General features: G+C 66.8%; 13 protein-coding genes. 12 read left to right on the plus strand and 1 reads right to left on the minus strand.

The annotated features are described in order from the left end of the window. Positions 1-34: 34 nt before the first annotated feature. The 7 genes from AUL34_RS01395 to AUL34_RS01425 all read left to right on the plus strand — a co-directional run bounded on the left by AUL34_RS01395 (position 35) and on the right by AUL34_RS01425 (position 7,564). A complete protein-coding gene (locus AUL34_RS01395; protein ID WP_244492405.1) occupies positions 35-1,216 on the plus strand; it encodes an ROK family transcriptional regulator in 1,182 nt (393 codons plus the stop codon). 127 nt (positions 1,217-1,343) lie between these two features. Then, positions 1,344-2,621: an ABC transporter substrate-binding protein gene (locus AUL34_RS01400; RefSeq protein WP_061930027.1), complete on the plus strand. Its 1,278-nt coding sequence runs from the start codon at positions 1,344-1,346 to the stop codon at positions 2,619-2,621. Positions 2,622-2,694: 73 nt separating this feature from the next. Beyond that, positions 2,695-3,582 (plus strand): carbohydrate ABC transporter permease, encoded by an 888-nt coding sequence (locus AUL34_RS01405; RefSeq protein WP_061930606.1) that lies wholly within the window; start codon positions 2,695-2,697, stop codon positions 3,580-3,582. Continuing rightward, positions 3,579-4,454 (plus strand): carbohydrate ABC transporter permease, encoded by an 876-nt coding sequence (locus AUL34_RS01410; RefSeq protein ID WP_061930030.1) that lies wholly within the window; start codon positions 3,579-3,581, stop codon positions 4,452-4,454. The genes AUL34_RS01405 and AUL34_RS01410 overlap by 4 nt, the downstream gene beginning before the upstream one ends. Positions 4,455-4,476: 22 nt before the next feature. Beyond that, positions 4,477-5,583: an ABC transporter ATP-binding protein gene (locus AUL34_RS01415; protein ID WP_061930033.1), complete on the plus strand. Its 1,107-nt coding sequence runs from the start codon at positions 4,477-4,479 to the stop codon at positions 5,581-5,583. A gap of 7 nt (positions 5,584-5,590) precedes the next feature. Next, positions 5,591-6,556 (plus strand): N-acetylglucosamine kinase, encoded by a 966-nt coding sequence (locus tag AUL34_RS01420; RefSeq protein ID WP_082653104.1) that lies wholly within the window; start codon positions 5,591-5,593, stop codon positions 6,554-6,556. Between the two features lie 9 nt (positions 6,557-6,565). Next, the gene (locus AUL34_RS01425; RefSeq protein ID WP_061930036.1) at positions 6,566-7,564 is read left to right on the plus strand and encodes an SIS domain-containing protein; all 999 of its coding nucleotides are present in this window, start codon (positions 6,566-6,568) and stop codon (positions 7,562-7,564) included. Positions 7,565-7,774: 210 nt separating this feature from the next. Here AUL34_RS01425 and AUL34_RS01430 read toward each other — a convergent pair whose 3' ends face one another. Then, positions 7,775-8,212 carry a DUF417 family protein gene (locus tag AUL34_RS01430; protein WP_244492406.1) on the minus strand — a complete coding sequence of 146 codons (438 nt, stop codon included), beginning with the start codon at positions 8,210-8,212 and terminating at the stop codon, positions 7,775-7,777. A gap of 233 nt (positions 8,213-8,445) precedes the next feature. Here AUL34_RS01430 and AUL34_RS01435 point away from each other — a divergent pair, with 233 nt between their 5' ends. The 5 genes from AUL34_RS01435 to AUL34_RS01455 all read left to right on the plus strand — a co-directional run bounded on the left by AUL34_RS01435 (position 8,446) and on the right by AUL34_RS01455 (position 11,969). Then, on the plus strand, positions 8,446-8,901 hold the full coding sequence (locus AUL34_RS01435) for a MarR family winged helix-turn-helix transcriptional regulator (RefSeq protein WP_192845667.1): 456 nt from the start codon (positions 8,446-8,448) through the stop codon (positions 8,899-8,901). A 183-nt stretch (positions 8,902-9,084) separates the two neighbouring features. Further along, a complete protein-coding gene (locus AUL34_RS01440; RefSeq protein ID WP_082653069.1) occupies positions 9,085-9,810 on the plus strand; it encodes a thioredoxin family protein in 726 nt (241 codons plus the stop codon). Between the two features lie 147 nt (positions 9,811-9,957). Continuing rightward, the gene (locus tag AUL34_RS01445) at positions 9,958-10,281 is read left to right on the plus strand and encodes a pentapeptide MXKDX repeat protein (protein WP_082653070.1); all 324 of its coding nucleotides are present in this window, start codon (positions 9,958-9,960) and stop codon (positions 10,279-10,281) included. Positions 10,282-10,345: 64 nt separating this feature from the next. Then, complete coding sequence (locus tag AUL34_RS01450; RefSeq protein ID WP_082653071.1) at positions 10,346-11,197, plus strand: cytochrome b/b6 domain-containing protein; 852 nt, start codon at positions 10,346-10,348, stop codon at positions 11,195-11,197. Between the two features lie 4 nt (positions 11,198-11,201). Then, positions 11,202-11,969 (plus strand): molybdopterin-dependent oxidoreductase, encoded by a 768-nt coding sequence (locus tag AUL34_RS01455; RefSeq protein WP_061930048.1) that lies wholly within the window; start codon positions 11,202-11,204, stop codon positions 11,967-11,969. The last annotated feature ends 70 nt before the right edge of the window (positions 11,970-12,039 follow it).

Raw genomic sequence — 12,039 nt, forward strand, 5'->3', positions numbered from 1 at the left:
CGCGGCTCGCCCTATTGGTTAAACGTCCTAACAAATGAAATCTACCCCGTCGCCTGCTTCACCGACCATGCCGCTCGTCAGCCTGACGGCCAGCGCGCGGGCCGTGTTCCGAACCCTTGTCGCTTCGGGACCGGCGACGCGCCCGCAGATCGGCGCACTGCTGGACCTCTCCCGTCCGACCATGTCCGCCGCCATGGGGGAACTGGAACGACACGGCTTCGTGGAGAATGTCGGCGAATCCCAAGGCAGCCTCGGGCGCAAGGCCGCACTCTACCGTGCGGGCGGGGGCGCCGGCCATGTCGTCGCCGTCGATGCCGGATCGACGCATGTTCGGCTGCGCGTCTCCACGCTCGATCGGCGGCTCCTGCACAGCCGCACCTACCGCCTGCCTTCCAATCACAAGGTCATGGACGAGGAGATCAGCCTCGCCGTCGCCGAAGAGTTCGAGGCCGCCACTGCCGAGCGCGAGCCGTCCTGGGGCCCACTTCGGGCCATCGGCATTGCCCTCCCCTCCCGCGTAGTCCGCCCGGACTCGGGCGATACCGCGGCCACCCGTCAGGACCGCCTCTTTACTCGCTTCGAACCGCCGGGAGGCTTGCCCCTGATCCTGGAGAACAACGTCAACTGCGCTGCTGTCGCCGAGCGCTTCTACGGGGTGGCGCAGGGCGAGGAAGATTTTGCCTACATTCAGATCGGCCTGAAGCTCGGCATGGGCCTGATGCTGGGCGGGCGGCTGGTGCGGGGGCGCAACGGTGCGGCGGGCGAGATCGGGCATATCGCCTTCCCCTTGGCGGCTGGGATGGTTCCCGTACCGGGGGAGATCGAAGCCTATCTCGGCACCGAGGCGCTCATGGAGCGTGTGCGTGGAGCCTGGGACGCGAGCGAAGGGCCCCCGCCAAGCGATGCGAGCGAGCTCTTCCGGCTCGCCGAAAGCGGTCATGGAGGTGCGCTTGCGGCGGTGTGCCGGCATGCCGACGACATCGGCGGGCTCGTCGCCACCTGCGTGGCGGTCGTGGATCCCGGCCTCGTCGTCCTGGGCGGCGGGGTCGGCACGAGCCCGCTGCTCCTGCCGACGGTTCCGGAGGTGGCCGCACGGCTGAGTTACCCCGTCACCGTGCGCAGCAGTTCCCTCGGCCCGGATGCAACGGTCCTGGGAATCGAACGCCTCGCCATCGAGGAAGCGCTGGTCCTCCTTCTCGCGGACGGAGCCAGATAAGCCGGGAGCGAAAGTCGCCGGCCATGCGCCCTTGCGCACTTCGATTTGTTTGTTAACATGCCTAACATAAGCCGGACCGAAGAGGGCGAGGCTTGGTGATCGTGTCGACGAGCAACGGAGCCGTTTCATGCGCCCTTCAGTCAGCCTGACGTCTGCCCTCGCCCTTCTCTGCCTCGTGGGGAATCCCATTGCCGTCATACCGTCCGCTGCCGAGGAGCCGGTGACGCTCGAGTACTGGGTCTATTCGGATTTCGCGCAGGGCGACGCGCTCGCGCTCCAGCAGACGTTCATCTCGGAATTTCGCGAGAAGCACCCCAACGTCACGATCAACATCTCCGGTCGCGGCGACGACGACCTGACCGCCGGCCAGATCGCCGGCGCGGCGAGCGGCACGCTACCGGACGTCTTCATGAACGGCTTGGCGGTCGGCGCGCAACTCGTGGAGGTCGGCGCCCTCTCCAACATCTATCCGCAGTGGATGAAGATGCCCGATGCGTATCGCAGCCAGTTCGACAAGGACGCGCTCGCGAGTTGCATGCCGCAGCCGGAGACCCTCTACTGCCTGCCCTATACGGGCTTCGGCGAGATCATGTTCCGCAACCTCACGGTCCTCAAGGAAGCGGGGATCGACACGACGCAGCCACCGAAGGACTGGGCGGAATGGTACGCCCAGATGCAGAAGGTGAAGGAGGCCGGCAAGTTCGCCATGCCGGACCAGACCCAGGTCTTCAACTCCGTCGCCAGCACCTACGCGATCGTCGGCGACGTGAACGGCTGGGGCGTCGATTTCGAGACGAACAAGACGCGGATCGATCCTGCGACCTATGCCAAGGTCCTGCAGCTCTTCGTCGACATGGCCCCGCTCAACAGCGGAACCAGTCGTAACGACCAGGCGACCAAGGACCTCTTCATCACGAACCAGCTCGCCTTCCATGTGGTCGGCCCGTGGGTGGACCCGACCTACAAGCAGGCGGCGGCGGATTCCGGCCTCCAATACGACTACACGCTGGTGCCCGCCATGGGTGCCGGCCGCCACGGCGGCATCAAGAGCTACGAGATCGTCGGCGTGGCACCGGGCGAGAACCAGGATATCGCCTTCGAGTTCGCCGCCTACATCACGGAGAAGAACCAGATGGCGCGCTGGGCCACGCTCCTCTCGCGCTACAACGCCAACGCCGCGGCCATGGCGGAGCCGGAGGTCGCCAAGCTTCCGCTGATCGCAACTTCGCTGGAAGCCGTGAAGTACGCGGTCGACGTGATGCCGCCCTACTTCGTCGGCGCCTATCCCAACTGCTACCGCTCGATCGTCACCGACAACGCATCGGCCGTCGCCGACGGCGACATGACGCCCGACGAGGGCGCCGGGGCGCTGGTCGAAGAGCTGAACGACTGCCTCACGAACTGACCGGTTGGGAGCGGATCCCGGCGGCGCTTCGGTCGCCGGGTTCCTCTCGAAGTCCCTCGCGGAGTCGTCGTCCATGCCCGCCACGAGATACTTGCCGCATTACCTGATGGTACTGCCGTTCATGCTGCTCTTCGCGGCCTTCTTCCTCTACCCGATCGTCAGCGGCCTCTTCTACAGCTTCCACGACTGGAACGCGGCCAGCGATCCCCGCTTCGTCGGGTTCGCAAACTATACCCGCATCCTCGGCTCGCGCGACTTCGAGCGCGCCCTGTGGAATCTCGCCACCTACATCATCATCACGGTTCCGCTCGGCATCCTCGTGGCACTCGGCCTCGCGCTCCTCGTCGACAGCTTCACCGGGTTCTGGTCCAACCTCTTTCGCAGCGTCTTCTTTCTGCCCGTCGTGCTGCCGGCCTTTCTCGCCGCCACGATCTGGCGCTGGATGTACGCGCCGAGCTTCGGCCTCATCAACATGGTGCTCGGCTGGCTCGGCATCCCCTCCGTCAACTTCCTCAACGACACCGGCACGATGCTCTACGCGCTGATCGCCGTCGACATATGGGTATCGGCAGGCTTCAACATGGTGATCCTGCTGGCCGGCCTGAAGAACATCCCGACCGACCTCTACGAGGCTGCGCGCCTCGACGGGGCGAACCGCTTCCAGCAGGTTCGCCACGTCACGGTCCCGATGCTCGCGCCGGTGCTGTTCTTCGTGACCACATACGGCTTTATCTCGGCGCTGCAGGTCTTCGACGTGCCGTGGCTCCTCACCGGCTCGTCCTTTACCCAGTATGGCGGGCGTCAGAACGCGCTCCTCTTCCCCGTCATGGACATGATGGGCCGGGCCTTCGGCTCCGTGCGCTTCGGGCAGGCCGCCGCCTACGGCTTCATCCTGACCGCGATCATCGTCGCCTTTACGGGCCTCATGTTCGCGTTGCGCGGCAAGGAGGCCCCGCGATGACCCTCGCCCTCGACGCCGCGATCGTGCGTCGCCGACGCCTGGCCACGCTGACCTATTGGAGCGTCCTGAAGTGGGTGATCGCCCTTTCTGTCAGTCTCGTCATCCTGTTTCCCATCTGGTGGATGATCAACGTCGTCTTCTCCGAGCCCGGCACCCCCGTCTCGATCAATCCACGGCTGCTGCCGACCTCCTTCGAGTCGGGCTGGTCGAAGATCTCGATGATCCTGCGCGAGACCGACTACCTGCGCGCCTACTACATCTCGATGGCCTACGCGCTCCTCACCATCGTCGGGGTACTGGCCGTCGGCTCGATGGCAGCCTTCGAATTCGCGCTCTTCGAGTTTCCCGGCAAGCGACTGTTGTTCGGTCTCGTCATGCTGTCGCTGATGGTGCCGACGGCGGTCACGATCATTCCGACCTACCTTCTGGTCGCCGACCTCGGCTGGCTCAACACCATGCAGGGCCTCGTCGTGCCGGGTGTCGCATCGGCTTTCGGGCTGTTCCTTCTCGTCCAGTTCATGAAAGGCATACCGCGTGAGATGATCGAGGCGGCACGCCTCGACGGTGCCGGACACTTCCAGATCTACTGGCACGTGGTCATGCCGCTGGCGAAGAACGCTCTCGTCACGCTCGCCATCCTCACCTTCATGCGCACCTGGGGCAACTTCATGTGGCCTCTGATCGTCGCACCCAACTCGCGGATGTACACGGTCGGCCAGGTCGTCGGCCTCTTCAACGCACCCTTTTCCCACCAGACGGTCGACGTCGTGATGACGGCGAACCTCCTGGCTGCCGTACCCCCCCTGATCTTCTTCCTGATCTTCCAGCGAAAGATCGTCGAGGGCATCGCCATGTCCGGCACCAAGGGCTGACGGAAACAATCGAGGACCATCGATGGCACGACTCGACATCACTCATCTCGCCAAATCCTTCGGCCCCATGAACGTCCTCAGCGACGTCAACCTTCACATCGAATCGGGCGAGTTCGTCGTCTTCGTCGGTCCCTCCGGATGCGGGAAGTCCACGCTGCTGCGGATCATCTCGGGGCTCGAGACCATGTCCTCCGGCCAGTTGCGGATCGACGGCACCCTCATGAACGACGTCGACCCGGCGCAGCGCGGCACCGCCATGGTCTTCCAGTCCTATGCGCTCTATCCGCATATGACGGCGGCTGAGAACATGGGCTTCAGTCTGCGCATGGCCCGCGAGACCAAGCCGACGATCCTGGACAAGGTGATGAAGGCCGCGGCGATCCTGCGCCTCGACGCGCTTCTGGAGCGTCGTCCCTCGCAGTTGTCGGGCGGCCAGAAGCAGCGCGTTGCCATCGGCCGGGCGATCGTGCGCCAGCCCAAGGTCTTCCTCTTCGACGAGCCGCTGTCGAACCTGGATGCCGAGCTGCGTGTCAGGATGCGGGCAGAACTGATCGACCTTCACCGGCGCCTCGGCGCGACCATGATCTACGTCACCCACGATCAGGTCGAAGCCATGACGCTCGCCGACAAGATGGTGGTGATGAACGGCGGCGTCGTCCAGCAATGCGGCGCCCCCCTCGACCTCTACGACGATCCCGGCAACCGTTTCGTCGCGGGCTTCATCGGCTCGCCGAAGATGAACTTCCTCAAGGCACGCATCGCCGTGACCGGTCCCGGACGCGTGACCGTGTCGGGCATCGGCGGCTCAGGCGCCGCGATCGAGCTGCCCTTCCCCGGCTTCGACCCGGCATTGTCCGAGATCGAGATCGGCATTCGGCCGGAACACGTGCGCCTGGCGCCCGAGGGCGCTGCGGGTCCACACGACGTGGAGGCGGACGTCGCCTTCGTCGAGGAACTGGGCGACGTCACCTACATCCACGCCGACATGCCGGGCGGCGAGCGCCTGATCGTGCGCAGCGATGGCTTGCGATACCGGGGCGGCAGGACCTGCCGCGCCCGGCTGGATCCCGGTCGCTTCCTCCTGTTCGACGCCACGGGGCGCCGCATCCGGCCGATCCATGCGCATTGAGGACCAGATGGCCGCTCCCGGTCCGATACGACCGATCCGGGTCGTCGGCGTCGACATTGGCGGCACCAAGACGCAGCTTCGCCTGGAAGGCCCGGAAGGCGTGCGCGAGCGTGTGCTGCCGAGCCGAGACTGGCGCCGGCGCGATTGGGCCCACGACGCCGCCGCTGTGGTGGATCTTGCCCTGGCGCTTGCCGATGGCGCCTCGCCGGATGCGATCGCCGTGGGCGCCCACGGCTGCGACGACGGATCGGAATGCGAGGCGTTCGAAGCGGCCTTGGCGTCGGTCAGCCCTTGCCCCGTTCAGGTGGTGAACGATGCCGAGCTGATGCCGGCGGCGCTTGGCCTGGAGCACGCGATCGGCCTCGTGGCGGGGACCGGTTCCATCGCTGTCTGCCGAGACGGCACCGGGCGGATGCATGTGGCCGGGGGCTGGGGCTGGATCATCGGCGACGAAGGGAGCGCCGCCAGCCTCGTGCGCGAGGCGGCGCGAAGCGTCGCGCGCCATCTCGACCGCGGAGGCTCGACAGCCGATCCCCTCGTCTCGCACCTGTTCGAGGCGCTGGAAATCCCCTCCCCCGCTCGGATCGGCAGCCGGCTCGGCCAGATCGGCCCGGCTTCCGCGGTCGGCGCACACGCCCAACTGGTCTTCGAGGCCGAACGCGAGGGCTCCGATCTGGCCGCCCAGGTGGTCGCGGAGGGCGGGCGGGCGCTCGCCGACCTCGTTGCGACGCTCGAAGCGCGAGGCGTTCGCGCCGACACCGCGGTCGCCGGCGGCAGCGTGATCGCAGCCCAACCGAGCCTCTGGAACGCTTTCTCCGGCGCGCTCGAAGTTGCTTGCGAAGGCCGCGTCGCCGCGCGCCTTTTCACCGGGGCACCCGTCGAGGGCGCCTGCTTTCTGGCCCGACAGCGGGCCGCCCTCGGGAAGTTGGGCGGTAAGCCGCCCGCGACCCTCATCGACATGGCAAAGGCTTAAGGCACAGGTATGAGCTACAGATCCACCATCGCCCGTCAGACGGAATCCCTGCGCGACAGCCTCGAAGCCGCTGAGGCCGAGATCGCCGGGCAGGACATGTCCGCCCTCGGGGACGGCCTGATCGCCGTCACCGGCATCGGAGCGAGCTTCGCAGCCGCCGTGGTGGTCGCGGGCGAGCTCCAGCGTCGCGGCCGGCGCGCCTTTGCCATCCGCTCGGTCGACATGATGGACGGGCTCGATCTCGCCGACACGGTGATCGCGCTTTCGCATCGCGGCCGCAGCGTCGAGACCGTCGAGGCATTGCGCCGCCTGCCGAACGCCCGCAGCATCGCCGTCACCAACGACTCCGAGAGCCCTCTGGCGAAGGCGGCGACGCATCATGTCCGCCTCGCCAACGGGTCGGACGCAACGCCGTCCAGCACCGGATACACGGCGACGCTCCTGGCCGCAGGCCTCGTCTGCGACGCGATCACCGGCCAGCCGGACGACTGGTCGGCTGTGCCTGATCTGGCTGCTTCGGTTTTGGCGTCGGCCGGCGAGCGGATGGAGCGTCTTGGCCGGCTTTTCGCCGAGCGGCGCGCCATCGACTGCGTCGGCGCGGGCTCAAGCCTCGGCACTGCCGACGGCGCCTCGCTTCTCATCCGCGAGGCCGCACGCATCCCTGCTTCCGCTTACGACACGCGGCACTATCTCCATGGCCCCATGGAATCGATGGACGAGACCACGGGGGTCGTTCTGTTCGGGCGCGGTCGCGAAATCGAACTCGCCCGCAACTTGGAGACCATCGGCTGCCCCTCGCTTCTCGTGACCTCGGACGAGACCGTCGCCGACGGGCGCTCGATGACGGTCCTGCGCGTTCCGTTCTTCGAGAATCGTATCATGCAGGGCCTCGCCGACATCTTCGCGCCGCAACTCCTCGCGGCCACCCTGTCGGACGCGGCCGGCTTGACCGACGTCAAGTTCCGCTATCGGCAGAACGACACGAAAATCCCGGCTCAAGCCGCTTGAGCGGAAGGCCTCCCTGCTTCCGACCGTGTCGTGTCTTGCGAGGGGGTCCGGGTCAGCTCGCCTCGATCCGGAAGCGCCGTGCGCGGCGCTTCCGTCCATAGGATGCAAAATCGATCAGCGGCGCTGGCTCGCACGGCGACCAGCAACCTTCGGCGCCTGCGACCGGGTCTTGGTCCTCTTCGAACTGATCGGGCCCACGAGAGCGGATGCCTAGAGATCGGCTGCGTTCGTCGCCACGCCATTCGTTTGAAGCCGCGCCAGGCTGTCACCGAAGACCCCAAGACTTAGTCCGAGCAGCCCGATATCCTTGATCAGGAACTGGCCGGTCGCGTTGATCCAGGGAAAGCCACCGACCGTGTCCTCCCAGATCGGAACGGTGAGGAGAATGGATACGGTCGTGACGAAGGTCAGCGCGGCCAGCGCACCGCCGACGATCCCGGCCCGCGGCGACCGGATCGAGAGAACCAGGAGACCGGCGGTGGCGATCTCGACCAAGCCCAGCAGCGCCGACGTGCCCGTCGCGCCGAAGACGACGTAAAGCCATGCAAGCCAGGGCGTCGCGGTGATGAGGGGGCGCAGCGCCTCGACCTCGAACGGGGTGAACTTCACGATGCCGATCAGGAAGAGTGGCAGAACGAGCCCCGCCAACCCAATCGCTCGCCCGACGGCTACAATCCGAGGCGCAGGTGCTCGGCGTTCGAGCGCGAGAAACGCGTTGTCGAAGGCGGAAAGGGGACGGGGTTGCATGGCTCGCTCCGATGTATGCGTGACGCATATAATCAGATCGAATTGATCTCTATGCGTCAAGCACATATTTTGAGGTCATGACCGAACGACGGACCGAGAACATCGTCGGAGCCCTGGCTCTGGCCTTCAGCGACATGCTTCTGCACGGCACCGCCGCAGAGGCCCCCGAGCCTGGTCAGGCCGCTGCCGCAATCGCGCTGCTCCGCCATGAGCCCGGCATGCCGATCGAGCGAATGCGGCAGGCGCTGGGGCTATCGCATCCCGGAACCGTCCGTCTCATCGACCGACTGGTTGCCAGCGGACTGGTCGAGCGCCGTCCCGGCGTTCACGATCGCCGCTCCGTCGCCGTGCATCTGACCGATGTGGGAGAACGAACCTGCACGCGTATCCTCGAAGCCCGCGGGGATCGCCTGGCACGAGCGCTGGCGGTTCTGGATCCGGCGGAGCTCGAGACGTTTTCCCGGCTCACCGAGAAGCTGCTTGCGGCGTTCGTCGAGGACGCTCGGCACGCCTATGCCGTATGCCGCCTGTGTGACGCGGACGTCTGCGTCGACTGCCCCGTGGAAAAGGCTGTGAACGCAACGGCCTGACCGAGGCTCGAGGGTCCCCGTCCGTCGCGGCCCGTCGGCGTCTGGGCATCCGCACCTCGCGAGCATGGTCCGCGGACGCTGCGATCTTTTACGGTCCGCTGTAACGTCGGGCGGTGTCGCCGCGTAGACACTCCAGACGCCGCCGTCACCGCCGGTGACACAGCGATCGTCGGGGAGAGTCCGATGACGTCATCCACACATACGACGTGGCCGTGGCCAGGGAGCCAAGCGTTCGTCAAGCTGGCGACACTTCTGGGTGCGGGTCTCATGGCTCTTCCCGCGATGGCTGCCAGCCGTCCCGTCACCGTCGTGGAACTCTTCACCAGTCAGGGATGCAGTTCCGTGCCGCCGGCGAACCGCAACGTCATGGCGGTGATGAAGGCGCCCGACGTCCTGCCCCTCAGCTTCAGCGTCACCTACTGGGATCACCTCGGCTGGAAGGACACGTTCGGGTCGGAGGCCTTCACGGCGCGCCAGCGCGACTACGAGGCAGGCCTCGGGCGAGACGGGCCGTTCACGCCGCAAGTGGTCGTCAACGGCGCCGGCGACACCGTGGGCAACAGGCTGGATCCGTTGCGGTCGATGATCGGCCAGGCCAAGCCACCCGCCGTGGTGCCGATCGACATTACGATGAACGTCGTCAGGATCGGCCGCGGCATGGCTCCGGCGTCCGGCGCCGATGTCTGGTTCGTCCGCTACAAGCCCGGCGTGCAGACCGTCGCGATCGAACGGGGCGAGAACGCCGGCACCACCTTGCCGGTCCCGAACGTCGTGACCGAAATCCGCAACGTCGGCCGCTGGCTCGGCGTCGAAATGTCCTTCACGGGCCCGCCCGTCGAGGACGGATTGCGGACCGCCATCATCGTCCAGAAGCCCGGCGGGCCGATCCTCTCGGCCGTGACGGACTGACCCTTTCATCGGGCGCATCGAAACACTCGAGCGGCGCGGCGTGATCCGCGCGGCCTCGACGAAGTGCGCCCCTTCCATGCCGCGTCCGATGGCCGGCTCAACCGGAAGCGCCCCACGGGGTCCGCTTCCCCATCCCCGGAGAAACGCATGATCCATTCCCTCGTTCGCAGCGCTCTGCCGCTCGGCGCCGTCCTGTTCGCGGTCACGGCCGGTCTCGTGCCGGCGGCGTTCGCTGAGGATGCCATGAAGCCGCATGCGGAAGACACCATGAAACCCGATGCCATGACGCCGGATGCGATGAAGGCCGACGCCATGGCCCCCGATGCGATGGCCCCCGATGCGATGAAGCCCGCCGATGCCATGAACGCCGACGCGATGAAGCCCGACGCCATGGCTCCGGACGCCATGAAGGCCGACGCCATGGCTCCCGATGCGATGGCCCCGGCCCCCGCGAAGCCGAAGACGAAGTAGGCGCTTCGATCCGAGCGCCCGGGCGGCTGCGTCCGGGCGCTTCATCACGAGACAGGGGCGGGCCATGACCGACACCGGATCGCACATCGAGCAGGGAGCCGCCGCCAGAGCGCGGCAGGAGCCGCCGACCATCGTTTTGCGGCACCGCTGGCCGACCCGCCTCTGGCATTGGGTCAACGTCGTGACGCTCCTCGTCATGCTGATGAGCGGGCTCACCATCTTCAACGCCCATCCCCGCCTCTACTGGGGCGCCTATGGGGCGAACCCGGACCAGGCGTGGCTGCAGATCGGGGCGACGGATGACGGCGGCTATCTTCGCATCGGCAGTCTCTCCGTCGAGACCACCGGCGTGCTCGGGCGCTGGACGAACGCCGCGGGCGGCGAGGTCACCCGCGCCTTTCCCTACTGGGCGACGATCCCGTCGAGCTACAACCTCGCGGTCGCGCGACACTGGCACCTCTTCTTCGCCTGGATCTTCGCAGGCGGTCTTCTGCTCTACGGGCTCTGGAGTCTCGCGGCCCGGCACCTGACACGCGATCTCCTGCCGACGCGAGCGGAACTCGCTCCCGCGCACATCCTTCGCGACATCGGCCAGCATGCGCGACTTCGCTTTCCCAAGGGCGAGGCCGCCCGGCGCTACAACGTCCTGCAGAAGCTGGCCTATTGCGGCGTTCTCCTGGTCCTCCTGCCGGCGATCGTGCTGACGGGCCTGACCATGTCCCCCGCGATGAACGCCACCTGGCCCTGGCTTCTCGATCTCTTCGGCGGACGGCAGTCCGCGCGCTCCATCCATTTCATCGCGGCGGCATTCGTCGTCGCTTTCATCCTCGTCCATGTCGCGATGGTCGTCCTCGCGGGCCCGATCAACGAGGTGCGCTCGATGATCACCGGGCGCTACCGTCTCCCGAAGGAATAGCCCGATGGTTCTCAGACCCACGCGCCGCGGCTTCATGACGGGCATCCTCGCCGGCGGCGCCCCGCTCGTCCTGACCGGCTGCGACGTCTTCGGCCTCGCGCAGTCTCCGGCCGTCTCCGAGGCGCTCGGCTCCGCCGACGGCCTCGCTCGGCGCGTGCATCGGCTGCTCGGCGGCGACGTCCTCGCCCCGGAGTTCGAGGCGGCCGAGATGTCGCCCGTCTTCCGCACCAACGGCAACACCATGCCCTCGAGCCCGATCTATCGAGCGCTTGCGAACGGCGGCTTCAAAGGCTGGTCGCTCGCCATAGACGGGCTGGTCGAACAACCCAGGCGCTTCAGCCTCGCCGAGATCATGGCGATGCCCTCGCGAACCCAGATCACGCGGCATGACTGCGTCGAGGGCTGGAGCGCCATCGGTCAGTGGACGGGCGTGCCGCTCGGGCGGCTCCTCGGCGAGGCCGGGCTGCGGCCGGCCGCGCGCTACGTCGTCTTCCACTGCGCCGACGATTTCGACGGCTCCCCCTACTACGAGAGCATCGACCTTGCCGAGGCGCATCATCCGCAGACGATCCTTGCCTACGCTATGAACGGAGCCCCGCTGCCGATCGGCCACGGCGCACCGTTGCGCCTTCGCGTCGAGCGCCAGCTCGGATACAAGCAGGCCAAGTACGTGATGCGGCTCGAGATCGTCGCCAGCCTTGCCGGCATCGGTGGGGGCAAAGGGGGCTACTGGGAGGATGCGATCGGCTACGACTGGTATGCCGGGATCTGATCTGCGCAAACTCCCCGAAAAAACCGCATCGGCATGTAACGAAGCGCTGGCTCGTTCCGTAGCTCGTTCG

It is taken from the genome of Aureimonas sp. AU22, assembly GCF_001463745.1.
Taxonomy (GTDB): Bacteria; Pseudomonadota; Alphaproteobacteria; order Rhizobiales; family Rhizobiaceae; genus Aureimonas.

Excerpts from the sequence above, each read along its gene's own strand:
- AUL34_RS01425 (WP_061930036.1), top strand. The coding sequence starts at position 6,566 with ATGAGCTACAGATCCACCATCGCCCGTCAGACGGAATCCCTGCGCGAC.
- AUL34_RS01450 (WP_082653071.1), top strand. The coding sequence starts at position 10,346 with ATGACCGACACCGGATCGCACATCGAGCAGGGAGCCGCCGCCAGAGCG.
- AUL34_RS01455 (WP_061930048.1), top strand. The coding sequence starts at position 11,202 with ATGGTTCTCAGACCCACGCGCCGCGGCTTCATGACGGGCATCCTCGCC.
- AUL34_RS01420 (WP_082653104.1), top strand. The coding sequence starts at position 5,591 with ATGGCCGCTCCCGGTCCGATACGACCGATCCGGGTCGTCGGCGTCGAC.
- AUL34_RS01405 (WP_061930606.1), top strand. The coding sequence starts at position 2,695 with ATGCCCGCCACGAGATACTTGCCGCATTACCTGATGGTACTGCCGTTC.
- AUL34_RS01445 (WP_082653070.1), top strand. The coding sequence starts at position 9,958 with ATGATCCATTCCCTCGTTCGCAGCGCTCTGCCGCTCGGCGCCGTCCTG.
- AUL34_RS01440 (WP_082653069.1), top strand. The coding sequence starts at position 9,085 with ATGACGTCATCCACACATACGACGTGGCCGTGGCCAGGGAGCCAAGCG.
- AUL34_RS01410 (WP_061930030.1), top strand. The coding sequence starts at position 3,579 with ATGACCCTCGCCCTCGACGCCGCGATCGTGCGTCGCCGACGCCTGGCC.
- AUL34_RS01400 (WP_061930027.1), top strand. The coding sequence starts at position 1,344 with ATGCGCCCTTCAGTCAGCCTGACGTCTGCCCTCGCCCTTCTCTGCCTC.
- AUL34_RS01435 (WP_192845667.1), top strand. The coding sequence starts at position 8,446 with ATGCTTCTGCACGGCACCGCCGCAGAGGCCCCCGAGCCTGGTCAGGCC.
- AUL34_RS01415 (WP_061930033.1), top strand. The coding sequence starts at position 4,477 with ATGGCACGACTCGACATCACTCATCTCGCCAAATCCTTCGGCCCCATG.
- AUL34_RS01395 (WP_244492405.1), top strand. The coding sequence starts at position 35 with ATGAAATCTACCCCGTCGCCTGCTTCACCGACCATGCCGCTCGTCAGC.